The 22,749-nt window shown below is 70.7% G+C and carries 22 protein-coding genes and 3 pseudogenes; 14 read left to right on the forward strand and 11 right to left on the reverse strand.

Going from position 1 to position 22,749, the window contains the following annotated elements; all coding sequences use genetic code 11:
- Positions 1-298: 298 nt before the first annotated feature.
- A complete protein-coding gene (locus ACSMXR_RS23435; protein WP_376188400.1) occupies positions 299-943 on the reverse strand; it encodes an NADPH-dependent F420 reductase in 645 nt (214 codons plus the stop codon).
- Between the two features lie 59 nt (positions 944-1,002).
- The gene (locus ACSMXR_RS23440) at positions 1,003-1,815 is read right to left on the reverse strand and encodes an inositol monophosphatase family protein (protein WP_473169841.1); all 813 of its coding nucleotides are present in this window, start codon (positions 1,813-1,815) and stop codon (positions 1,003-1,005) included.
- A 119-nt stretch (positions 1,816-1,934) separates the two neighbouring features.
- On the opposite strand from ACSMXR_RS23440, the gene ACSMXR_RS23445 reads away from it, so the two are divergent.
- Positions 1,935-2,873: a LysR family transcriptional regulator gene (locus ACSMXR_RS23445; protein WP_473169842.1), complete on the forward strand. Its 939-nt coding sequence runs from the start codon at positions 1,935-1,937 to the stop codon at positions 2,871-2,873.
- A 17-nt stretch (positions 2,874-2,890) separates the two neighbouring features.
- Here ACSMXR_RS23445 and ACSMXR_RS23450 read toward each other — a convergent pair.
- Positions 2,891-3,006, reverse strand: a pseudogene (locus tag ACSMXR_RS23450) (glycosyltransferase); the annotation flags it as partial.
- Positions 3,007-3,141: 135 nt separating this feature from the next.
- Here ACSMXR_RS23450 and ACSMXR_RS23455 point away from each other — a divergent pair.
- Positions 3,142-3,385 (forward strand): annotated as a pseudogene (locus ACSMXR_RS23455) (IS5/IS1182 family transposase); the annotation flags it as partial.
- A 9-nt stretch (positions 3,386-3,394) separates the two neighbouring features.
- Here the strand turns inward: ACSMXR_RS23455 and ACSMXR_RS23460 are convergent.
- From ACSMXR_RS23460 to ACSMXR_RS23470, 3 genes are all read right to left on the reverse strand, one after another.
- Positions 3,395-3,625, reverse strand: a complete 231-nt coding sequence (locus ACSMXR_RS23460) for a bacteriocin immunity protein (protein ID WP_137232367.1) — start codon at positions 3,623-3,625, stop codon at positions 3,395-3,397.
- A gap of 90 nt (positions 3,626-3,715) precedes the next feature.
- On the reverse strand, positions 3,716-4,399 hold the full coding sequence (locus tag ACSMXR_RS23465) for a siderophore-interacting protein (protein ID WP_137232366.1): 684 nt from the start codon (positions 4,397-4,399) through the stop codon (positions 3,716-3,718).
- A 414-nt stretch (positions 4,400-4,813) separates the two neighbouring features.
- Positions 4,814-5,173, reverse strand: coding sequence for a darcynin family protein (locus tag ACSMXR_RS23470; protein ID WP_137232365.1), 360 nt, complete (start codon positions 5,171-5,173; stop codon positions 4,814-4,816).
- 237 nt (positions 5,174-5,410) lie between these two features.
- On the opposite strand from ACSMXR_RS23470, the gene ACSMXR_RS23475 reads away from it, so the two are divergent.
- Positions 5,411-5,983: a TetR/AcrR family transcriptional regulator gene (locus ACSMXR_RS23475; RefSeq protein ID WP_137232364.1), complete on the forward strand. Its 573-nt coding sequence runs from the start codon at positions 5,411-5,413 to the stop codon at positions 5,981-5,983.
- A 26-nt stretch (positions 5,984-6,009) separates the two neighbouring features.
- On the opposite strand, the gene ACSMXR_RS23480 is transcribed toward ACSMXR_RS23475, so the two are convergent.
- On the reverse strand, positions 6,010-6,129 hold the full coding sequence (locus tag ACSMXR_RS23480; protein WP_473169843.1) for a transposase: 120 nt from the start codon (positions 6,127-6,129) through the stop codon (positions 6,010-6,012).
- Positions 6,130-6,356: 227 nt separating this feature from the next.
- A complete protein-coding gene (locus tag ACSMXR_RS23485; RefSeq protein WP_473169844.1) occupies positions 6,357-7,703 on the reverse strand; it encodes a helix-turn-helix domain-containing protein in 1,347 nt (448 codons plus the stop codon).
- A gap of 201 nt (positions 7,704-7,904) precedes the next feature.
- On the opposite strand from ACSMXR_RS23485, the gene ACSMXR_RS23490 reads away from it, so the two are divergent.
- The 4 genes and pseudogenes from ACSMXR_RS23490 to ACSMXR_RS23505 all read left to right on the forward strand — a co-directional run.
- A complete protein-coding gene (locus ACSMXR_RS23490; RefSeq protein WP_376188396.1) occupies positions 7,905-8,942 on the forward strand; it encodes a dTDP-glucose 4,6-dehydratase in 1,038 nt (345 codons plus the stop codon).
- Positions 8,932-9,942, forward strand: a complete 1,011-nt coding sequence (locus tag ACSMXR_RS23495; protein ID WP_473169845.1) for an ATP-grasp domain-containing protein — start codon at positions 8,932-8,934, stop codon at positions 9,940-9,942. Before ACSMXR_RS23490 ends, ACSMXR_RS23495 begins: the two co-directional genes overlap by 11 nt.
- On the forward strand, positions 9,939-11,072 hold the full coding sequence (locus ACSMXR_RS23500; RefSeq protein WP_473169846.1) for a DegT/DnrJ/EryC1/StrS family aminotransferase: 1,134 nt from the start codon (positions 9,939-9,941) through the stop codon (positions 11,070-11,072). The genes ACSMXR_RS23495 and ACSMXR_RS23500 overlap by 4 nt, the downstream gene beginning before the upstream one ends.
- Positions 11,072-11,341 (forward strand): annotated as a pseudogene (locus ACSMXR_RS23505) (arsenate reductase/protein-tyrosine-phosphatase family protein); the annotation flags it as partial. The gene ACSMXR_RS23500 and the pseudogene ACSMXR_RS23505, both read left to right, overlap by 1 nt.
- 26 nt (positions 11,342-11,367) lie before the next feature.
- Here the strand turns inward: ACSMXR_RS23505 and ACSMXR_RS23510 are convergent.
- A complete protein-coding gene (locus tag ACSMXR_RS23510) occupies positions 11,368-12,543 on the reverse strand; it encodes a UDP-N-acetylglucosamine--N-acetylmuramyl-(pentapeptide) pyrophosphoryl-undecaprenol N-acetylglucosamine transferase (protein ID WP_473169847.1) in 1,176 nt (391 codons plus the stop codon).
- A 565-nt stretch (positions 12,544-13,108) separates the two neighbouring features.
- Here ACSMXR_RS23510 and ACSMXR_RS23515 point away from each other — a divergent pair.
- Positions 13,109-13,885, forward strand: coding sequence for an RNA polymerase sigma factor (locus tag ACSMXR_RS23515; RefSeq protein ID WP_137232357.1), 777 nt, complete (start codon positions 13,109-13,111; stop codon positions 13,883-13,885).
- Complete coding sequence (locus ACSMXR_RS23520) at positions 13,885-15,045, forward strand: hypothetical protein (protein WP_473169848.1); 1,161 nt, start codon at positions 13,885-13,887, stop codon at positions 15,043-15,045. The genes ACSMXR_RS23515 and ACSMXR_RS23520 overlap by 1 nt, the downstream gene beginning before the upstream one ends.
- 255 nt (positions 15,046-15,300) lie before the next feature.
- Here the strand turns inward: ACSMXR_RS23520 and ACSMXR_RS23525 are convergent, their stop codons facing one another.
- Positions 15,301-16,458 carry a L,D-transpeptidase family protein gene (locus ACSMXR_RS23525; protein WP_473169849.1) on the reverse strand — a complete coding sequence of 386 codons (1,158 nt, stop codon included), beginning with the start codon at positions 16,456-16,458 and terminating at the stop codon, positions 15,301-15,303.
- Positions 16,459-16,706: 248 nt separating this feature from the next.
- Here ACSMXR_RS23525 and leuE point away from each other — a divergent pair, with 248 nt between their 5' ends.
- Positions 16,707-17,372, forward strand: coding sequence for a leucine efflux protein LeuE (gene leuE / locus ACSMXR_RS23530; protein WP_030084585.1), 666 nt, complete (start codon positions 16,707-16,709; stop codon positions 17,370-17,372).
- Positions 17,373-17,402: 30 nt separating this feature from the next.
- Here leuE and ACSMXR_RS23535 read toward each other — a convergent pair whose 3' ends face one another.
- Complete coding sequence (locus ACSMXR_RS23535; RefSeq protein WP_473169850.1) at positions 17,403-18,848, reverse strand: FAD-dependent monooxygenase; 1,446 nt, start codon at positions 18,846-18,848, stop codon at positions 17,403-17,405.
- A gap of 38 nt (positions 18,849-18,886) precedes the next feature.
- On the opposite strand from ACSMXR_RS23535, the gene ACSMXR_RS23540 reads away from it, so the two are divergent.
- The 4 genes from ACSMXR_RS23540 (at position 18,887) to ACSMXR_RS23555 (ending at position 22,722) form a co-directional block, all read left to right on the forward strand.
- Positions 18,887-19,537, forward strand: coding sequence for a TetR/AcrR family transcriptional regulator C-terminal domain-containing protein (locus ACSMXR_RS23540; protein WP_473169851.1), 651 nt, complete (start codon positions 18,887-18,889; stop codon positions 19,535-19,537).
- Between the two features lie 94 nt (positions 19,538-19,631).
- Positions 19,632-20,159 carry a hypothetical protein gene (locus ACSMXR_RS23545; protein ID WP_473169852.1) on the forward strand — a complete coding sequence of 176 codons (528 nt, stop codon included), beginning with the start codon at positions 19,632-19,634 and terminating at the stop codon, positions 20,157-20,159.
- Positions 20,160-20,311: 152 nt separating this feature from the next.
- Entirely contained in the window at positions 20,312-21,286 is a 975-nt protein-coding gene (locus ACSMXR_RS23550; RefSeq protein ID WP_137232353.1) for a glycosyltransferase family 2 protein, read from the forward strand.
- Positions 21,287-21,288: 2 nt separating this feature from the next.
- A complete protein-coding gene (locus ACSMXR_RS23555) occupies positions 21,289-22,722 on the forward strand; it encodes a polysialyltransferase family glycosyltransferase (protein ID WP_473169853.1) in 1,434 nt (477 codons plus the stop codon).
- Positions 22,723-22,749 lie beyond the last annotated feature (27 nt).

Genomic DNA, 22,749 nt, shown 5'->3' on the forward strand with positions numbered 1-22,749 from the left:
GGCGTGAAAGACGTTAACGCCCAACTGGTGACAGTTCAATTCACCGTAAAGTGAGGCCTCTCACGGGCCGTCTGCGGAACGTCCGAGGCTTCACGCCCGTCGCCTGAACTCACTGTTCCGATCGGCCTGCTTTTCGAATGCGCAATTGTCTCCCGCTCGGGGGGAGTTGTCGTCCGCGTAATTCAAATGACTGCCAAGGACGCTGTGCAGCTGCGGTCCAGGAGTTCGCCGACCGCGCACGGGCAACGAAAGACGGTGTGAACCGCCGCTCATCGGCCGGGGCCCGGCCCTGGGGTTTTCAGCGTGAGAGAGAGACGGCGAAGGGCTTGAAGCCGTGTCGGCGCAGGATGTGCGGCACGACCAGGATCATGGCCTCGGTGGCTCGGGCCGTGCTGATGTCGCCGAGGTCTTCGATCCATCCGGGCTGCCAGCCCAGGTCGGTGAGCAGACCGGTGACGGTCTTCTTCGCGGCCCGGTCGTCGCCCGAGACATAGACGGTCGGCGGGGTGGTCAGAGTTTCGGGGGCGGTCATGACCATGAACAGCATGGTGTTGAGGGTCTTCACCACCCGGGTGCCGGGGAGGGCGGCCTGGAGTTTCTCGGCGAGGCTGCTGCCGGGATAGCACAGGTCGCCGGGCAGGCCGTCGTCGGCGTCGCGGGTGGCGTTGGAGACGTCGACGAGGACTTTCCCGGACAGCTCGGTGCGCAGGTCGGTGAGGCGGTCCAGGGAGCTGTCGCCGGGTGTCGCGTTGATCACGATGTCCGCTGTGCGGGCGGCGGTGCGCTGGTCCGCGAAGGCGATCCGTGGCGCGGTCCCGGCGGTGCGGGCGGCGGCGTCCTCCGAGGCCCGGAGCCCGAGGGTGACGTGGTGCCCCGCGGCGGCGAGCTTGTCGGCGAGGTTGGATCCGACGCGGCCCGCGCCCAGGATGCCGATGTTGGCCATGAGGAGAAGCTCCTTGCAGTACTTCGGGGGGAGGGGGAGGAGAAGGAGAGAGCCGTACGTCAGACGATCGGCGAGAGGGTCTTGAGGGCGGCGCCGTGGATGCCGGGGGCGGAGGCGAGGAAGTCCCGGCTGCCCGTGTTCCAGGTCTCGCCCGCCAGGTCGGTGACGGTTCCGCCGGCCTCGGAGACCAGCAGGGCGCCGGCAACCAGGCCGGAGCGGACGTCGGAGAACTGCCAGAAGGCGTCCATGCGTCCGGCGGCCACATGGATGAGCTGCATGGTGGCGGGGACGGACACACGCACGACCAGGCCGTCGACGAGCATGGCGGTGACGGAGTCACCGATCCGCCGGAAGGTCCGCGCGCTCTCACCGGGCCTGGCCTGACCCGTGCCGACGAGCGCGGCATCCAGCCCGGTCTTGGCGGACACCTTCAGAGGGTGGCCGTTGAGGTGGGCGCCGCCCCCGGCGACGGCCGTGTAGGTGTCGCCGGTCAGCGGCAGGTGGACGACGGTGAGGACCGGCTGGTTGTCGCGGACCAGAGTGGCGGTGACGGCCCATTCCTCCATGCCGTGGACATGGTTGATGTTGCCTTCGGCGGGGTCGACGACCCACCACTCCCCGGCCGGGAGCGCGCCGCCGGCCAGCTCGTCCTCGGCCCACCGCGATCCCGGCCGGGCCCGCAGCAGCGGTTCGCGCAGCACTTCCAGTACCGCGTCGTCGTTGGCGTGGATCTCCGCGACGACCTCGTCAAGTCTCACGTCCCGGGCCTGCGGGGTGTGGCGGTCGCGCAGTGTGACGCCGGCGGCCTCCACCGCGGCGGTCACTTCGGACATGAGCTTCGTGCCGGCGTCGAAAGGCATGGGTGTGGTCACGCTGGGCTCCCGGGGGTTGGCAGGTGCGGGGCGGCGGTATGTCTCGCCCCCGCACTTCGAAACTAGGCCGCCCGGTCGTTAACAACAAGTGCATGCTTTTCACTTGTAGAGTTACTGCCATGCAACTGGATTTGAACCTGCTGACAGCCTTGGACGCGCTGCTGGAAGAGGGCAGCGTCGCCGGCGCCGCGGCTCGCCTCCATGTCACCTCACCGGCGATGAGCCGTTCCCTGGGGCGCATCCGGAAGGCCACCGGCGACCAGATCCTGGTCCGCACGGGCCGCAGTATGACCCCCACCCCTCGCGCGTTGGCCATGCGCGCCCAGGTTCACGCCCTCGTGCAGCAGGCCCACCAGCTCCTGTCCGCCGAGCGGGAGCTCGACCTGGCGGCTCTGGACCGGGTGTTCACCGTGCGGTGGCATGACGCCCTGACCGCGGCCTGCGGTACAAACCTGACCACCGCTGTCCACCGTCAGGCGCCCGGCGTACGGTTGCGGCTGTCCGCCGAACCCGGCACGGACGGGCCCGAGTTGCGGCGGGGTGAGATCGACCTCGAATCCAGCTCCAGCGTTCCGACGCTCCCCGACGTCCGTCACCGTCTCGTCGGCGCGGACCGGCTGGTCGTCGCCGTTCGCCCGGGCCACCCGCTCGCCGAAGACCCGATGAGCCTCGAACGCTACGCGGCCGCCGAGCACCTCACCGTCTCGCGGCGCGGAAGCCTGCGCGACCCGATCGACGACGCCCTGACGTCGTACGGCCTCGAACGGCGTGTCGTCGTCGCCGGGCCGACGGCCGCCTTCGCGCTTCAACTCGCCCTCAGCACCGACCTGGTGGTGACCCTTCCCGATGCGGTCACCCGCACCGCCCGGGACCGGCTCGGCCTGGTCTCCATGGCGCCGCCGCTCCCGTTGCCCGATGTCCCGTTGTACCTGCTCTGGCATCAGCGTTACGACGACGACCGCGCCCACACCTGGCTGCGCGACCTGGCCACCGAAACCGTCCGGGCGCTGTTCGCGCACCCTGCACCGGCGGACGAGCTCGCACACGGTGGGCGGTGAGGCGTCGTGGGGCCTCGGTGGGGCTGTTCGTTTCCGGCCGCGGTGGCGAGCGGGATGAATACGGCGGCTTGCCGAGGGCGGTCAGCTCGGCCAGGGTGCCCGCGCCGCTGCGGGAGATCACCAGATCGGCCAGGAAGACCGGAAGTCCCGCCTGCGCGCGCGGACAGCGCCTCCTCGTGGCCCGGGCCTCCAGGTCCTCCGCCGTGCCGATCCACAGGACGCCGAGGGGCCGATCGGAAGCCGCCAGACGTGCCTGCAAGGTGCGGAACGCGACACGATTCCGGAGAAGGCCGACAGCCAGGCCGCCCGACTGCGCAAAGGGTCACGCGGCGGACGGCCGCCCGGCTTCGACGAAGAGCGCTACAAGAAGCGCAACACCGTCGAACGCGCGATCAACCGGCTCAAGCACGCCAGAGCCGTGGCAACGCGCTACGACAAGCGCGGGCTACGTCTTCCTCGGCACCGCAACCGCAGCAGCCCTCGTCATCTGGCTCATCTGGCTTCGCACCTGAGCGCGTGTGTCACAACGCGATTGCCCGACAGGCCCATGCCTGATCGACCACCTCATCGGCAGAGAGCTCTCGCCCTGGGGGCCAGAAGATCAGATCGCTGACATGGCCCGTTGGGCAGGCCAGGGCGCTGTCAAGCCTCTGCAGCCACCCGTCCGCATCGTCCTCAGACTCATAGTCCGCATCCATGATCCGCTGCACGAGCGCGACCGCTTCAGTCCGGCTCATCTCGACGGCACCCATCACAGCCTCCCTGAGCATCAGCCTAACGAGCAGCATGGTCGGCCGGACAAGTGCCGGTTGAGTGGCGGGCGGAGGAGTACGCCTCGGCTGTCATTCCATGCCCTTCTTGCCCGGTGTCCAGAAGGGCTTGGTCAGGACCGCACGCCGGTCCCAGCCCGCTTGCCGGAGCACCTGCCGCACTGCTTGCACGTCCCGTGCCTCTCCGGCGACATATGCGATCCCGCCGGGTGCGGGGGCGAGTCGCCGTACCGCGTCCGGCAGTGACGTCTCACCCCGGAGTACCCAGTCCAGTCGGTCGCCGTATGGCAGGGGTAGCCGGTCCGTGGCTGTTGCTGTCTCGATGCACCCGGAGACCACGGCGTCCCCGGGCAGCGCCGCGAGCATCGCACCGAACGCGACCGAGGCTGTCTCGTCGCCGACGAAGAGATGGTGGGCGGCGTCGGGGCGCAGCGTGAAGGTGCCCTCGGGCCGCCGTAGCCGCACCTGTTCGCCCGGTGCGACAGTGTGGCCCCACCGGGCGCCCGGTCCACCTTCGGCGTGGTCCAGTACGCACAGCTCGACGCCGCCGGACGGGTCGTAGTGCCAGATCGAGTACGTACGGAGGGTGAGTCCGCCCACCAGGACACGTACTTGCTGGCCCGGTTGGACCTCCAAGCCGGCCAGCTGCCCGCTCTCGATGCGCAGCCGACGTATCCGGGCGGTGAGCTGCTCAGCCTCGGTGACGGTGCCGCGCATGGTCAGAAGATCGAGGACGGGGTTCAGGACGGCTGGCATTGAGGCTCCTCAACGGGGCGGGGAGTTGTACTCGGCGGGAGGCGAAGCGCGATATCGCGTGTTTGCGTGATTTCGCGATCGTGCGCGTCTGGGTGATGTTCTCGTAGCCGGCGAACACGACCAGCGGCGCCACCGGCAGAGTGACCGGCGCGGGCGCCCAGGGTGCTGTCGGCGGGCCGTGGCGCCCAGGCTGGTGCGGGCATCCAGGGCTGTGATGCCCAGAGACCGGAGTCCAGACCCGCCTGGTGCGGCGAGAGCAAGGCCGCTGCGCCGCGGGCGAGTGCTGGCGCTGCCGGATGGGTGTCGGCCGAGACGGCTGGGAGCCGGGGCATGTGCTTCCGGTGCGGGGTTCGCCCGGTGCCGACTCGCGGTTCGACGGACGGTTGCCTGCGCACCGCACTGGCTGACGCACGCTCAGGCGTCGACGGTCGCCAGAATGCCGCGGTCGTAGTTCTTGGCATACCCGTTCTCGACACCCACAAGAATTTCGACGACCTCGAAGTAGTGGTCCCAGAACGGCGTCTCGCGCAACGCCTCGACGACCAACTGGAAGGACTGGTGATCGCGTGCCTCCCAGACCCAGATGTCGGTAACGCGGGCGGTGTAGAACTCGGTGTCGAAGTAGCGCCAACGCACGTCCTCGGCCTTGTCCCTGACGGCGGGCAAGACGCTCTCCTGGAAGGCGGCGACGCGCTCCGGCACGGACAGCTCCAACCAGGCTCGATTGGTCTTGAGGAGGATGAACGCCGTTACGGCGGGCTCGAAGTCGGACATGGGGAATCTCCTCGCGGGGTGCTGGATGGGGGTCACGATGAGCCTCGACCGGGCCGGGAAGGTCGGATTCCAGCCGGGAAGCTGCGGGTGCCCGTGACCTCTGTGACGAGGGCGGGCGTGACCCTCGCCCACCGGTTTCGGTTCACCGTGTACCGAAACCCTAGAGGTATCGGTACACGGTGTCCAGTTATTTGGTGAGGTGCTGATCCCGTCGGGCGGCCTCGCTACGATGGCTGGGTGATCGAGACGAAACGCCGCGGTGGCCGACCCCGCAGCGAGCAGGCGCGCGAGGCCGTCCTGCACGCCGTCGACGATTTGCTGCTTGAGGTCGGCTACGCGGCGATGACCATGAAGGGCATCGCTGTGCGGGCGGGCGTCGGACGGCAGACGGTCTACCGCTGGTGGTCGACGAAGGCGGAGATCCTCTTCGAGGCGTGTGTGGACGACGCCGAGGAGGAACTCGCCGTCGAGCCGACGGGTACCCGGCTCGACGAGGTCACGTCCTATCTCGACGCGCTGATGCGCTTCCTCGCCTACTCACCGGCTGGAGCCGGCTACCGCGCCCTGCTTGCGGCCGCGCAGCACGATCCGGCGGTGAAACGGTTGATCGCGACCAAGGACGTTCTCAGGGACAGCGCGAGGGCTGTCCTGCATCGCGTCGACCCGCACCGGCCGGCCGGCGATTATGCAATCGACCTGTTGATCGGGCCCACCTTCTTCTGGATCATGAGCGGACGCGACCCGGCGCAGCTCGACATCCACGAGCAGGCACGAAGCTTCTTCCACGGTTTCGGGTCTGAGGAATTCTGAGGGCGAGCCCTCCGCGTCACTCCCGGTCACATACCGACGGCTGTCATCGGTGTCTCGCAATAGACCGTCTTCCACTGGACGAACCGCTCGGGCAGATCACGCCACTGGACGCCGGGCCGCACCAGGTGCCGAATCCCGTCGATCACCTGCCGGTGATTCCGCTACCTGCCACACTCGGCATCCGTCAGAGCACCCCACCCCATGCGCACGTCAACGACACGACTGCGAAGTAGTCTCATGATCGGCCGGACAGGTCCTGGGCGCCGGTCCCTGACTTCCGGCTGTCTCGGCGCGTTTTCAGGTGCTTCTGTCTGTTCCTGGGCTCTGTTGGTGATGCGATGCGCCCAGCACTCCGGGTGCCCGGGCAGGCCGCTCACGTGGCCACGGACGCCAGCCGCTGATGTGCGTACGAGCGCAGATCCTGAACGGCGGCTTCGCCCTTGTGGGGTTCGAGTGACTCCCGCAGGGTGCCGCGCACCAGGTCGAGGCAACGTGAAGCACCTGTGCCCAGAGCGGTGTCCAGAGCTGTCCGCGTGTCCGCCACGGCGGCGGCGACGTCGTGGTCGGCGAGCGCCGCGTGGGCTCGATAGGTGAGCATGATGGCGCGGGTTCTCTCCCGTTCGGGAACCAGCAAGCCCAGGCCCTCCTCCAACGCGGCGGTGGCCCGCCGTGGGTCTTCCAGGTCCAGCCAACAGCGCCCCGCGTCAACGGCGAGGTCGGCGGATGACATCCAGGACACCCACGGGGGTGCGGATTGTGCTCTGCCACGCTCCAGTTGGTGTTCGGCGTCGTTGAGTGCGCGCGCGGTGCCTACATCGTCCTGGAGGACCGCAAGGGCGCGAGCCCGGCGTACATCCAGCAGGGAGCGGGCTGTCGCGTGGCGGGTTCGGGTACGGGCAAGGGCGAGGATCTCGACCGCTTCACCGGGGTGCCCGAGCCAAGTGGCGGAGTAGGCGAGGTCGGAGAGGACTCCGGCTCCGAGGTCGCGGTCGTCGGCGCTGTGGGCTGAGTGCAGCGCGGTGCGCCAGTGGCGTTGCGCCGAGGCATGGCGGCCTTGGTCGAAGTGGAGCCAGGCGGCGCTCTGGGCTGCCTGAGCCAGAACGGTACGCAGTCGGCGGCCGGTGGGTTCGTCGTAGCGGGCTGAGTCGAGCAGGTTGATGGCGACGCGCATGGCCGCGCCGAGGAGGTCAGCACATTCCTTAGGGGATGTGTTCGCCAGGCCGGGGAGACGTTCGACGCTGCTCTCCAGCCAGGTGAGCAGGCTTTCGTCGACGCGGTGCCCAGCCAGAGCCCCGGCCAGGCGTTCGGGTTCGACGCGAGCCCATTCGGTTGCCATTCCGACTAAGGATCCGGCGGCGAGGGCGAGGAAGGTACGGCGGTCGGGCTGGTCGAGATCCACCAATAGCTCCGTGTGGGCGGCGCGGACGCCGGCTTGGCTGAAGGGGAACGGGCGATCGTAGGCGGGGAGCCACCACGGCCATGGCACGGTCCGCAATCGGGCGGAATCGATGCCCAGAACGTCGGCCAGCAGCTCTTGATAGAGGTCGCTGGGAGCGCCTACCCGCCTGTGCTCCCACCGGTAGATGCGACTGCGGTCGGCAGCGATGCGAAGACCGCGACGTTGCGCGGCCAGGTTCAGGTGGTGGGCGAGCTTTTCCATGCTCCACCCGCGCTGTTGGCGCACGTAGGTCAGGGGATGGCGTACTGCTTCCGTCTTCATGCACACCCCCCGACTCTGGTGTCTGTACGGCACCGTAGCGACCCGCTTCGCAGAGCGGGCCCACATCGGGGATACAGACTCCAACGGGGTGTGCGGCCCACCGTGGAGGCAGCTCGGGGAGGTTCCGGGCATCTCTCGTCGGCCTGCCGGCATCGGCCTTCTGCGCGATGTGCCGGGCCGCCATTCTTCCGGGAGGCGCGCATGAAACACGTACTCGTCACTGGAGGTGCGGGCTTCATCGGCTCGCACTTCGTCAAGCGGATCATCCGGACTGAGGACGTCGCCCGTGTGACCGTCCTTGACGCCCTCACCTACGCCGGTCACATCGAGAACCTGGGCATGGCGTTTCTGTCGGACAAACTACGGTTCGTCCACGGCGACATCCGTGACGCAGCTGTTGTCGACAGCCTGATGGCGTCCGGTCCCACAGCAGTGGTGCATTTCGCGGCCGAGTCCCACGTCGACCGCTCCTACAACGCGGCCGACGCGTTCTTGTCCACGAATGTTCTCGGCACCCGGGTCCTCGTTGACGCCGCACACCGCCACGGCGTCGACAAGTTCGTCCACGTCTCGACCGACGAGGTTTACGGCCCGCTGCTGGAGGGGGCCGCGACCGAGGATTCGCCCTTGCGTCCCTCGGTCCCGTACGCGGTGTCGAAGGCGGCCGCGGACCTGGTAGCCCTGGGCGCCTACCGGACGCTTGGGCTCCCGCTGTGTGCGACTCGTAGCAGCAACAACTACGGGCCCTATCAGTACCCCGAAAAGGTCATCCCGCTCTTCTTGACCCGACTCTTGCGAGGAGCACCCGTCACGCTCCACGACCGGGGGCAGCACGTGCGTAACTGGCTGCACGTAGAAGACAACTGCGCCGGGATCGAAGCAGTGCTGCGTGATGGGGAGCCGGGAGAGGTCTACAACCTCGGTGGAGGTACTGACCTGTCCACCAAGGAGCTGACCGGCCACCTGCTGAACATCTGCGGCGCGACATGGGACGCGGTCACGTACATCCCCGACCGACCGTCGAACGACGCCCGCTACTCGATCGACTGGTCCAAGGCCCGCGACCAGCTCGGCTACCGGCCTGCTCACCGGTTGGAGGATGGGTTGGCTGAAACCGCAGAGTGGTATCGCCGTAACCCCGACCGGTGGGCTCCGCTCACGAGCGGAGGTATGCGGCGCACCCCTCCGCCGGCCCTCCGCCCCTCGCTTGCACCTCTGGAGGACGACCATGCCTGCTGACCAGATCGCACCGCGCCGGATCCTGGTCACGGGCACTGGAGCCAACCCCGGCTTTGGGCTGGCCCGGAGCCTTACCCGTCTCGGCCACCGAGTCATCGCCGCCGACGCCAACCCTCTTGCCCCGGGCTTCCTGCTCCCGCAAGTCGTGCCTCAGGTCATTCCGACAGCCGACGACCAGGACTACCGGGCCCGCATGACCGGGCTGTGCCGGGCGCTGGCGGTGGACGCGGTGGTACCAGCCATCGAGAACGATCTTCCGCCGCTGCTGCGCATGAGTTCTCGGCTGGAGGAGATCGGCGTGCGCATGTGGCTGCCCGAACCTTCGTCGGTACACACATGCATCGACAAGGCAGCCTTTCATCGCGTGCTCACCGAGCAGGGGGTGCCAACCCCTCGGTCATGGTGGGGCGACACCCTCGACCGGGTTCCCGAGAACACGCAGTTGGTGGTCAAGCCCCGGCGCGGCCACGGCGCCCAGCACGTCCACTTCGTCGAGAAGAAGGAGCACGCCCTGCTGCTGAGCAAGGTGATCCCGTGTGCTTTGGTGCAGGAGCGGGTGTACGGAACCGAGTTCACGGCAGACTGCCTGGTGGACCGCACCGGCCGAGCGTCGGCGATCCTGCGCCGCCGGGACCTGGTGAAGGCCGGACTCGCCGCAGTCTCCACCACCTTTCGCGACACCACCGTGCTCGGTCTCGTGCTGGCCGCCCTTCGTGCCGTACGTGCCGAGGGCCTGTGCTGCGTACAAGGCTTCGTTCAGGCAGACGGCCAGGTCACCATCACCGAACTGAACGTCCGGATCGCCGGCGGGTTCCCGCTGACCGAGGCGGCCGGAGCCGACCTGGTCGGCCAAATGGTCAACGGACTGTTCGGCCTCCCGGTCGACCACGACCGCTTGGCCTACCGGACAGGGGTGTTCCTGACCAACTACGTCGAGACGTTGGCCGTCGGTGAGACGGCCGACCTGAAGCGCATCGCCATGAACGGGGTAACCACATGAGCCTGACCATCCCCGACGCCCGGCGCAACGCGTCCCCGTACCTCTACGGACGAGAAGCAGCGTCCGTCGCCCGCGTCCTGGAGGCCGGCCAGTACGGGCACACTGACCTCACCGCCGAATTCGAGAGGCGGATCTCGGCGTACATCGGCGTACCCGACGTGGTGGCCGTCAGTTCCGGTACCGCTGCCCTGCACAGTGCCCTGCTGGCCACAGGCATCGGCCTTGGCGACGAGGTGATCGTGCCGTCCATGACGTTCTGTGCCACTGTGCAGGCCGTCCGGGCCGTAGGAGCCGCCCCGCGGTTCATCGACGTAGACCCGGCGACGTTGTGCGTCACCCCGCAACTCGTCATGGACGCAGTCACTGATGACACGGCCGCCGTACTGCCGGTGCTCTTCGGTGGCCGTGCCGTCGACCTCCGCTCCATTCGCGAGGATCTGGCTGAGCGGGGCATCGTGGTCATCGAGGACGCCGCCCACGCCTTCGGCTCTCACTGCGGACCCAAACACGTCGGCGCCGACGACACAGCCCTGACCTGCCTTTCCTTCGGGCCGGTCAAGAATCTGACGTGTGGCCAAGGCGGGGCCGTCATCCCCCGTACGCCCGAGGAGGCCGCCGCTGTCCGTCGACTCCGCATGCTGGGCGTCACGCAGTCCCAGAGCGAGCGCGCTGCGACGACCAGCTACCGGGTGGAAGGCTTCGGCCTGCGGTATCAGCTCTCGTCCATCAACGCCGCCATCGGGCTGGCGCAGTTCGACCATTTCGACGCCACCGTGCGCTCCCGGCGGCATTTGTGGCGCACCTACAGAGACGCCCTGGACGCGCTGGAGGGGGTGACGCTCGTCGATGTCGACCTCGGCCACACGGTGCCGCACCTGTGCCAGGTACGCGTGCCGCACCGGGACCACGTATTCGCCCACCTACGGGCGAGGAACATCGGCGTCGGCGTTCACTACCCGCCCAACCACCTTCAGCCCGCCTTCGCACGCTGGACGCGTGACCTGCCCGCCACCGAACGGGTCAGCCGGGAAATCTTGAGCCTGCCCTTCCACCAGCACCTCACTGAGGCAGACGTCCACCGAGTGGTGACCACTCTCGGACATGCACTCAAGGCCACAGGCGGCTCATGATGTCGAATCTGCTCGTCGTGTGTCTGGGGAACTACTGCCGTAGCCCCTTCGCTCAGCTTGCTCTCGCTCGACGGGGCGGACCACATATGGCCGTCCGCTCGGCCGGACTGATCAGTAAATGGCAGGACCAACCAGCCCATTCCGCCATGATCAACGCTGCGCGGCGGCTGGGCTACGACCTCACTGCCCACCGTGCCCAGCAGATCAGCCTGGACATGCTGGAGTGGGCGGACACAGTACTCGCCATGGACGTCTCCGTTCTTGCCGCCCTCCAGGCCGTCTGCGGGCCAAGCTGTTACCGGGATGCTGCGGACAGGATCACGTCCACGAGCCTTTCCGCGGCGTCCGGGCGTCCGTGGGCTCTGGCCGCTGCGGCCATCGTGGCCCGGCGCGCCGGATCGTCGAGGAGCGGGCCGACCGCCTCGCGCAGGTGCCCGCCGGTGACCTCGCCGAGGAGGGCGACCGCTGCCCCGGACTCCTCCAGGTGGCGGGCGTTGTGGGCCTGTTCGTTCCCGGCCGCCGTGGCGAGCGGGATGAATACGGCGGGCTTGCCCAGGGCGGTCAGCTCCGCCAGGGTGCCCGCGCCGCTGCGGGAGATCACCAGATCGGCCAGGGCCAGGACGTCCGGCAGCTCCGGTCCGACGAAGGCCGTGAGGTGGTACCGGGCGGCCAGGGAGGCCGGAAGCCCTGCGGCGCGCGCGGACAGCGCCTCCTGGTGAGCCGGACCGCACTGGTGCACCACGTTGGCGCGCTCCAACAGCCACGGCAGTTCGCCGCCGACCACGTCGTTGATCTGCTGCGACCCCTGCGCGCCGCCGGTGACGTACACCGTCGGAAGACGCCGGTCGAACGCGTGCAGACCCAATGCCGTCACGGCCTTGTCCGGGTGGCCGGTCAGGACCTCCGGACGTACGGGGTTGCCGGTGACCACTGCCGTCGGCCGGACGCTCTCCGGCAGGAGCGGCAGGGTCGACTCCGAGGACACGGCGATCCGCGCGGCGGAGCCGGCGAGCTTACGGTTGGCGAGGCCGAGGCGGACGGTCTGTTCGTGCAGGACCAGCGGGACTCGGCACATCCGCGCTGCGAGCCCGGCCGGCACGGCTACGTAACCGCCCGTGGCGAGGACGACGTCCGGCCGGAAGGCGGAGACCGCGCTGCGCGCCTGGGCCACCCCGAGCGGGACGCGAGCCATGTCCCGGACGTTGGCGGGCGACACCATCTTCAGCGGGTTCGCGTGACGCCGGATCTTGCCCGTGGCGACGGTGGTGAACGGGATGCCCTCCGCGCTGGTGACCCGGGCCTCCAGGCCCTCCGCCGTTCCGATCCACAGGACGTCGAGGGCGCGACCGGAAACGGCCAGCCGTGCCTGCAAGGTGCGGATCGCGGTGAGAGCGGGGTACGTGTGACCGCCGGTGCCACCGCCCGTCACGATCAGGCGGAAGACGGTCGTCTGCTGAGGCGCGGTGTTCACGCTGGGCACTCTAGTGGCTGCTGTCCGGTGACCGTTCGGATCGTCTCGGCGACGGGGCGCCTGGGTTGTTCTTTCGGGCGCGATCTTCGCGTGGATGGCTTCCGGCGCCGAAGGGAAGGTGTCAGGAGTTTGTCCTGAGTTCGCGCAACGCCTGAACGCTGCTGGGTCGGGTGGGCGCTGGAAAGCGCTGGTCACTGGGGTACCTGACGTCCGAGAACGCGCTCACCCGAAAGGGATTCGCCGGCGCGTTGGTCACGCCGTTGGTCACGGAGGAGGAAGGCGGCCACAAAGCGCCTGGTCAAGCGACCACGTGTTGGAGCGACGACCGGGGCCGCCACCCCCCACAGGAGAGGCCCCGGCCGTCTTCCACGGGGTCGCAGCACGACCCCGTACTCATCTCAGCGCCATGACTGCGTTTTCTGTCACACCGGAAGACGCCCGACGAATTGTTGCGGGTTGTACAAGTCATGGACGTGGCCCCCGCCGAGCACGTAGCGTGCTGGTTCGCGCAGGGTTGCGCAGCAGTTGACCAGCTGCGATGAGGACGGCAGGGCGGGTTGAGGGAGTGCTGGGGGACGACGCGGAGCTGACTGCCGCGGTGCTCGCGGCACAGGACGGGGACGAGGACGCCTTCCGTGCTGTGTACCGCGCGGTGCAGCCACGGTTGTTGGGCTACATACGGACATTGGTCGGGGAACCGGACGCCGAGGACGTGGCGTCCGAGGCGTGGCTGCAGATAGCGCGCGACCTCGACCGTTTCAGCGGTGACGCCGACCGGTTCCGGGGCTGGGCCGCGCGGATCGCGCGCAACCGCTCGCTGGACCATCTGCGGATGCGCAGCCGCCGTCCCGCGATCGGCGGTGATGAGACCGAGCTGACCGCGCGCGCCGCCGAGTCCGACACCGCGGGTGACGCCATCGAGGCGCTCGACACCGACCGCACCATGTCCCTCATCGCCCAGCTGCCGCAGGACCAGGCCGAGGCCGTCGTCCTCCGGGTGGTCGTCGGGCTCGACGCGAAGAGCGCGGCGCAGACCCTGGGCAAGCGGCCCGGCGCCGTACGCACCGCCGCCCACCGCGGCCTCAAGCGACTTGCCGAACTCCTCGGCGCCGACGAGCAGCTCGCGGCAGCCCGGGCCGCCGATGGCGCGTTCACCTCGGACGGAACCCCGGCCGCCGGCCCGGCACAGGGCGCCGGAGGAGAGGCCGGTTCCGACGCGGGCGGAGGCGCCGGGCTCGGCGCCGTGCCCTCCCAGCGGCCCGGCCGGGGCGGTCCGGCGGCGCCCGCCGGGGTCACTCCCGGTGTGACGCATTCGCGACCGTGGACGCAGAAGGACATGTGATGGCCGACGAGCACTACGAGTGGCTTGACAAGGACGCGGCGGAGAGACTGCTCCGCGGCGAACCTGTCGTCCCCGTCGGCGACCAGGCCCGCACCGACGCCTTCCGGCTCGCCGAAGCGCTCGGCACGGCCCGCGGCGGGCTGCGTACCGCGGCAGGCGAACTTCCCGGCGAGGACGCCGTCCTCGCCGCGTTCCGGCAGGCCGGCCACGGCAACGGGGTGGACCGGCTCGCCGGCCGCGCCGCCGGCGCCGCCGTTCCCGGACACCCCGGCATGCTGCACGCCGTCCAGATCGGCTCCGCCCCCGACACCCCGGCCCGCCGCCCGCGCTGGAGCCGGCCGGTCCGCTTCGGCCTGGTCGCCTCGCTCGCGGGCTGTGCGCTCGGCGGGGTCGCGGTCGCCGCCGGTACGGGCGTGTTCACCGGAACCTTCGGCGGACAGGGCTCGCCCGCGCCCGCCAGCTCCGTATCGGCCGCCGTGACCCCAGGGCCGCTGGCCTCCAGCGAACCCGCCGACGGCTCCTCGTCCCCGGCCGACCCGTCCCCGCCCGACGCACCGGAGGCGTCCTCCTCGCCCGAGACCCGCGAGTCCGGCGGATCCGAGGCGCCCGACGGAGCACGGACCGGCGACACCGGCCGGGAGTCCGGCGGCGACCGTTCGGGCACCCCGGACCGGCCGGGCGGCGACGGCCGCGAGGAGACCTCCGGCGGCGGCGACGGCCGGGACGAACGCCCCGGCGGAACCGGCGGCTCCGGTGACGGTACGGACTCCGGGAACTGGTACGAGAAGTCCGTCAAGGCCTGCAAGGCCTTCCGCAACGGCACCCTGGACGACCGGAGCCGACAGCAGCTGATCGAGTTCGCGAAGGGCGAGAAGAACCTGGAGCGCTTCTGCGACCGCCTCCTCGGCGGGAGCGGCGGCAGCGGTGGAAGCGGTGGCTCCGGTGGTTCCGGCGGTGGCGGGGACGACGGCGATGACGACGGTGGTCAGAGCGGACCGGGCGGCGGCGGCTCATTGCCGCCCGTCTCCTTCCATCCCGTACCGCGCTCCGGCTTCGCCCCGGAGCAGCCGGTGGAGACCGGGCCGGGCGCCGACGGGGCGGATGCCGGGAGCTCGCCGCTCCCGAAGAGCTCCGGCGCGGCCTCCGTACTCGCCCGCTGACCTGCGGATCCAGGGAGTGTGAGCGGTCCGGCGGACGGCTCGGACAGCCAGGTGTGACGTTTTTCGGGCGCCGGGCGCAGTACAGAGTGAGCCGACTGGTCATCGGCCGCGCAACGAGCCGGGGTTCCCCCCGTACCTTCGGCTCAGCGCATCGGCGCGGGCGGGACACGTTCCCCCGGTCCCGCCCGCGCCCTCTCCCTCCCTGTTCATGACGTGCTCGCGCCGGATCACCGGCTCCGGGTCATCCGTACCGGATCACCAGGAGACGACGACCTTGTCGCCGTTCTTCACCTGGTCGAACAGGGCCGCGACCTTCTTCTTGTCCCGTACGTTGACGCAGCCGTGCGAGGCGCCGCCGTAGCCGTTGGCCGCGAAGTCGGCGGAGTAGTGCACCGCCTGGCCGCCGCTGAAGAACAGGGCGTACGGCATCGGGGTGTCGTAGAGCGTCGACACATGGTCCCGGGACTTCCAGAACACCTCGAACACCCCCTCGCGGGTGGGCGTGTACTCCGAGCCGAAGCGCACGTCCATCGCGGAGACGACCTTGCCGTCGATCATCCACGCCAGCGTCCGGCTCTTCTTGCTGATGCACAGGACCCGGCCCTTCAGGCACCGTTCGTCCGGCGTGGCCACCGGGCGCTCGGTCGGCGGGTTCAGCTCGGCGGCCGTCGGCACCCGGGTCATCGCCAGCAGCCGCTTCCAGGTGACCTCGTCGGCGCTTCCGGTGACCGTCAGCCGCCGTTTGGCCTGGAAGGACCGTACGGCGTCGGCGGTGACGGAGCCGTAGTAGCCGGTCGGGTTGCGCCCGAAGTGGCCGATCTGGCGGAGCCTGGCCTGGAGTTCCCGCACCTGGTCGCTCTGGGATCCCGTACGCATCAGGACGCGCGGCGGCGGTGCGGTGCTCGGCTCGGGGGCGGGGCGGGCCGGCGCGGCGGTGGACGCCTTCGGGCTCGGCGGCGGGGTCGTGGGCGAGGCCGTGGGCGGTTCGGCGTCGTCGGTGGCGGAGGCGGTGGGGGAGGGGCTCGCGGTCGGCGCGGCGGCCTGTGTGGCCCGCACCGGCGGCGGCGCGTCCTGCGCCCCGGTGGCGGTCCCCGGTTCGCAAGCGGTCGTGAGGGCGGCCAGGGCGACGATCGATACGATCGGTACGGCGGTGACGCGGCGGGACCGGGCGGCCCTCGGGCCCGGGGCCGCCGGACCTGAGACGCCCGGACCTGAGACGCCCGATCCCGCACTGCTCGGTCCCGCACTGCTCGGTCCCGATGCGCCCGATCCCGCACTGCTCGGTCCCGAGGCGCCCGCTCCCGTACCGCCCGGTCCCGATACGCCCGGTCCCGATATCGCTTCCTGCGCCCGCGCCGCCTCCATGCCGCCCCTCGCCCCTCGGCCGTCCCACCCGCTGTTCGTGTCCGCCATCGCTCGGTCCCCCCTGGCTCACCCGCCGACCCGGCGCCTCCTGTACGGATGACGGATTCCCGTCCGGCCCGGTCACCGAATCCTCCGTCGGACCCGCGCCGCGCGTCCAGCCCCCCGAGGGTGCGCCCGGTGGATCATGGCCGGGTCCGGACCGCGGAGCAGGCGCTTTCCCGCCGTGCGCCGGACCGCTGATTTCGCCTGGTGAAACCGCTGGACGGCGACCCGTACGGACGTGCGAGACTCCGTCCATGCTGGGTGTCACCGACCTTCCGACTTATCTCGCCGGCCTGGCGCTGATCGTTCTTCTGCCGGGGCCGAATTCGCTGTACGTGCTCTCCGTCGCGGCCCGACGCGGCGTGCGTACCGGCTATACCGCCGCCGCGGGCGTCTGGACCGGGGACACCGTCCTGATGACGCTCTCCGCGCTCGGCGCCGCGTCCCTGCTCCAGACCACGCCGCTGCTCTTCGCGATCGTCAAGTACGCGGGCGCGGGCTATCTGACCTGGATGGCCATCGGGATGCTGCGGGCGGCCGTGTCCCTGTGGCGCGAGCGGCACCGGCGTACCGCCGAACTGGTCGAGACGGCCGAGGCGCCCGAGGCCGCGGCCTCCATGGAGCGGCCCTACCGCCGGGCGCTGGTGGTCAGTCTGATCAACCCGAAGGCGATCCTGTTCCTGATCTCCTTCTTCGTGCAGTTCGTCGACCCGGGCTATGCCTACCCGGCCCTGTCCTTCCTGGTGCTGGGCACACTGCTCCAGCTCGCCAGCTTCGCGTACCTCTCGGTGCTGATCTTCGGCGGCACCCGACTCGCCGCCGCCTTCCGCCGGCGCAAGCGGCTGTCGGCGGGGGCGACTTCGGCGGCGGGCGTCCTGTTCCTCGGGTTCGCCGCCAAGCTCTCGCTCAGCAGCGTGTAGCCGACGGAGCGGCCCGTTCCGTGGGCGGTCTCAAGCGGACGTGAGGTCAAGACCCAGGGGTTCGGCGTACGCGGCGAGCCCGGCCGGGTCCTCGCCCGCCCAGCCGATGTAGCCGTCCGGCCGGACGAGGAAGAGCCCCGGTCCGTACGCCTGCGGGGCCGGGCCCCGGTACGTACGCACCGACGCGTCCGCCACCGCGGGAAGCGCGGCGTCCGTGCCCAGGGCCAGCAGCGTGAAGTGCGGCCCCCGGAACAGGTCGAACAGCCGCCCGTGGGCACCGGCGGGCCCGTCCGGCGCCCGGTCGCCCGCCTCCAGCAGGCCCGCCCGGCCGGTGGAGAGCGGGCCGCCCCGGTAGCCGAGACCGAGTTGCTGGGTGTCCCGGCCGCGCTGCTGCCGGCCCTGGTGGATCCGGGTCGACAGGCCCAGCATCGCCTCGGCGACCGGGCGGCGCTCCTGCTCGTAACTGTCGATCAGCGCCTCGGGCGCACCGTGCAGCAGCACCTGACCGAGCTTCCAGCCCAGGTTGTACGCGTCCTGGACGCTGGTGTTCAGACCCTGGCCGCCCGCCGGGGAGTGGATGTGCGCCGCGTCGCCCATGAGCAGCGCCCGGCCCGCCCGGAAGCGGTCGGCGAGAGCGGCGCGCGGGCGGAAGTCGGAGGACCACCGGACCTCGGTGACGTCCTGGGCGGCCAGGTGGGTGCGGTCGGCGACCAGGGCGCGTACGGCCTCCGGCGCGAGATCGGGCGCGCCCTCCTTGAACTGGGCGACCAGCTGGAAGTCGTCCGTGCCGGGCAGCGGGCACAGGGTGGTGTAGCCCGCGTCGCCCAGGAAGATGTGCCAGTTGTCCCGGTCGAGGGCGGCGGGCGCGATCCGCACGTCCGCGACGAGCATCGGCGCCGGATCGACGCTCCCGCCGGTCATGCCCACCCCGAGCGCCCGCCGCACGGTGGAGCGCCCGCCGTCCGCCGCGACCAGCCAGGAGGCCCGGACGGTCCCGGTCGTCAGCTCGGCGGTGACCCCGTCGGCGTCCTGGGCCAGCGTGGTCAGCGCGGTGGAGAAGGCGACGTCGCCGCCGAGTTCGCGCAGCCGGCCGAGCAGGATCTCCTGGGTCCGCCACTGGGGCAGCAGCCAGGGCTCCCCGTACGGCTCCGCTTCCGTGGGCGCCGCCCTGCGGAACATCTCGTACGGGCCCTGCCGTACGCCGTCCGCCCAGGTCATCCCGGTCGGCGCCGTGCCGCCGTGCTCGCGCACCGCATCGCCCGCGCCGAGGTCGTCGAACACCTCCCGGGTGCGCGGCTGGACGCCCTTGCCCCGGGAGCCGGGGAAGAGGGTCTCCGCCTGCTCGACGACCAGGGCGGGCACGCCCCGGCGGGCCAGGTCGACGGCGAGCGCGAGACCGCTGGGGCCGGCGCCGACGATCAGGACGTCGACCGCGGCCGGCACGAGGGCACTTTCCTTAACGCTGTTAAGTTCCATGATTCGGAGTCTGCGCTTAACGCTGTTAAATTGTCAAGGTGGCTACGACGAAGATCGACCGGGCGCGCGTCGCCGACGCCGCCCTGCGGCTGCTCAACGAGGTGGGACTCGACGGTCTGAGCCTGCGGGCCATCGCCGGCGAGCTCGGCGTCAAGGCGCCCGCCCTCTACTGGCACTTCAAGGACAAGCAGGCCCTCCTCGACGAGATGGCCACGCTGATGTACCGCCGGATGCTCTCCGACGGCCTCCCCGGCCCCGACGCGGCTCCCGCCACCTGGCAGGCGCAGCTCGTCGTGTACAACACCGCCCTGCGTACCGCGCTCCTGAGCTACCGCGACGGCGCGAAGGTCTACAGCGGCGCCCGCTTCACCGGCACCGACCACGCCCCCGGCCTGGACGCGCATCTGCGGACCATGACCGAGGCGGGCTTCACCCTGCGCCAGGCGGTCCGCGCCGGCACCACCGCGTCCGCGTACACGATGGGCTTCGTCACCGAGGAACAGGGCGTCCGGCCCATGCCGGACGAGCGGCGCGAGGGCTTCGACGTCGACGAACGGGCGGCCCGCATGGCGGAGTTCCCCCTCGCGGCCGCCGCCGGGCCGGAGATCTTCACCGATTACGACGAACGCTTCGAGGACGGCCTGCTGCTGATCGTCGCGGGCATCGAGGCGCGGTACGGGGTGCGGTGAGGCGGGGCGGGCCGCGGGCACTCGCCGCCGTCACCCGCAGCAGCCGGGCCCCGGGATACACTGCCCCGCCGCACGCCGACCGGAGGTCATCTCAGTGTTCCCCGCACGGGTACGTGCCATCGCCCCGTCGGCCTTGCTGATGCTCGCCCTGTCCGGCTGCTCCTCCTGGGGCTGCACCGACACGACGGCGGAGCGCGGCGAGGCCGGTGTCAGGGTGCGGGTCGTGGACACGTACGGGCGGAGCCACGGCGTCACCGCCGAGGTCGTCGACTGGAGCCTCGACATCCACCCGCAGGTGCCCGCCGAAGGCGACCAGCTCCACTTCCGCTTCCGCTTCGACGGCGTCGGTGCATATGACCACCCCTCGGTGGACGCCTGCGCGGTCGACGAGAAGCGCGTGACGCTGGGGTGCCAGACGATCTCCTCGTCCCAGGCGTTCGGTCCGGCCGACGACTCCCGCGCGGGCGACCAGTGGCTCGACGTCGAAGATCCCGAGCAGGTCGACGCCGTGCTGCTGATCCCCAACGACCAGTCCTACGACCGGCGCACCTGCGAAGCGGACATCAAGGACGGCGGCGGTACGCATCCTCCGAAACCGCCCAACAGGGGCGACCAGCTGTAGCGAGGTCCGGTTCCGGCCGACGGGCCGCGTCGAACCGTGTGCCCGGTCATCCGGCGGACGCGCAGAGTTCACCCGCTGTCGTGGCAGGTGTCACCCGATCCTTCCGCCGTCTCACTACGTTGTCGGGACCATGATCGAAGGTGAGGGCGCGCGTGCCGAAACTGTCCGTTGTCGTACCGTTCCACAATGTCGCGGCCTACGCCCCGACCACGCTGGGCGGCCTGGCCCGCAACGCGGACCCGGACATCGAGTTCCTGCTGGTCGATGACGCGTCCACCGACGGCACGCAGGACATCGTCGACCACTGGGCCGAGCGGCTGCCGCGCGCCCGGGTGATCAGACACGGTACGAACGTCGGCATCGCGGCCGCCCGCAACAGCGGCATCGACGCCGCCGAGGGCGACTACCTCACCTTCCTCGACGGCGACGACTGGTACGCCCCCGGCCATCTCGTACGGATGCTGCGCGCCGCCCAGGACCTCGACTGCGACTTCGCCCGCACCGACCACGTCCAGTCCACCGGCACCACCCGCGTCGTGCGGCGCGCCCCCGCGCCCCTCCGCGACACCGTGCTCGACCCCCGCGACGGCATCGGGGTGCCCGAGCGCGAGACCATGGTCGACTACCCGTTCGTCTGGGCCGGGATCTACCACCGGCGGCTCTTCGCGGACGGCGCCCAGCGCTTTGCCACCGAACTGCGCACCGCCGAGGACCGGTTGTGGATCTGGCAGCTTCATCTGCGCGCCCGCACCTACGCGGCGCTCGGGCTGTACGGCATCTTCTACCGGCGCGGGGTCACCACCTCCCTGACCCAGATCAAGGACGCCCGACAGCTCGACTTCTTCGCCTCCTACGACACCCTGCTCGACGAGCTGCGCGCCGACCGGGACGCGGACGTCCTGCTGCCGAAGGCCGTCCGTACGTACTGCGCGATGATCGCCTTCCACAACGAGAAGGCCGACGACTACGAGCCCGCCACCGCCCGCCGGCTGCGCGCCGAGTCCACCGCCGCGCTGGGCCGGATGCCGCAGGACGTGCTCGACCGCACCCTGACGATGATCGACGAGAGGCGCGGCACGCTGCTCAGCCGTCTGCGCACCAAGCAGACCAAGCAGAAGGCCGCCTGACGATGACCGCACCCGAGCCCGCACCCGCGCCCGTACCTTCGCCCGGTCCCGCGCCCGTACGTACGCCCCCGCGCACCCAGATCTTCCAGGTCTCCACCCTGTACGGCGCGGCCACCCTCGCCGCCGCGCTCGACGCCGGACAGTTCGGCCGGGCCACCGACAGCCACCGTATCCTGCTGGTCTCCAACAACGCGGCCGTCCCCGAAACCGCCCTCCGCCTGGAGGAGATGCGCGGTTACGGCTCCCTCGCCGCCCGCTTCGACGCCGTCGTCGACTGGAACGAGGCGATCAGCCCGCACCACCCCAGCGGCTGGGGCCCCCGCTCCGAGGAGACCGTCCTGTGGCAGCGGGCCTTCCGCCTCGCCTGGGACATCGCGCCCGACGCCCCCGTCGACCTGGCCGTCGAGTCCATCCAGGTCAACCCGGCCCGCGCACTCGCCGCGATCTTCTCCGAGAGCGCCGTGCACGTCTACGCCGACGGCCTGATGAGCTACGGCCCCACCCGCAACCGGCTGCCCCAGTCCATCGCCTGCCGCATCCGGCGCGTCCTCCACCTCGACCTGGTCACCGGAGTGCGCCCGCTCCTCCTCGCCGAGGCCGGCGTCGAACCCGAACTCGTCCCCGACGACGCCTTCCGCGCCGTCCTCTCCGAGATCGCCGCCGCGGCCGAGGGAGACAAGGGGCTCGCCGCCGCCGAGGCCGCCGCCCCCACCGCGATGCTGCTCGGCCAGTACCTCGCCGCCCTCACCATCCTCACCCCGGAGGAGGAAGAGGACCTGCACATCCGGATGTTGCGCGGAGCCGCCCGCGCCGGGCACACCTCCATCCTCTTCAAGCCCCACCCCACCGCCCCGGCCCGCTACTCCCGCGCCCTGGACGAGGCCGCCGCCGAACTCGGCGTACGGCTCACCACGCTGGACGGCCCGCTGCTCGCCGAGACGCTGTACGAGCGGTGCGCGCCCACCCTCGTCGTCGGCTGCTTCTCCACCGCGATGTTCACCGCCGCCGCCTACTACGGCATCCCCGTCGCCCGCGTCGGCACCCGGCTGGTCCTCGACCGCATCACCCCGTACGAGAACAGCAACCGCATCCCGCTGACGATCACCGACCACCTCGTGCCCGACCTGGACGAGCTGCCCGCCCCGGACGGCCCGGACGCGCGGGGCGCCGGGGGCGTTCCCCGTCTGCCGCGCACCGCGCCGGACAGCCTCGCCCCGCTGCTGCGGACCGTCGGCTACTGCATGCAGGCCAAGCTCCACCCCGGGCTGCGCCCCGACGCCGAGGAATGGCTGCGGGAGCACCTCGACCCCACCACCCAGCACTACTTCAAGCGCCGCCGCCTGCAGAGCCTCACCCTGCCCGGCGGCGGCCCCCGGGGAGCGGCGGTTCGGCTGCGCCGCACCGTACGGCGCACCCGCAGCACCCTGGGCCTCTGACCAGGGGCCGGGGCAACGAACCCCGGC

It is taken from the genome of Streptomyces sp. DSM 106670 (genome assembly GCF_055792845.1).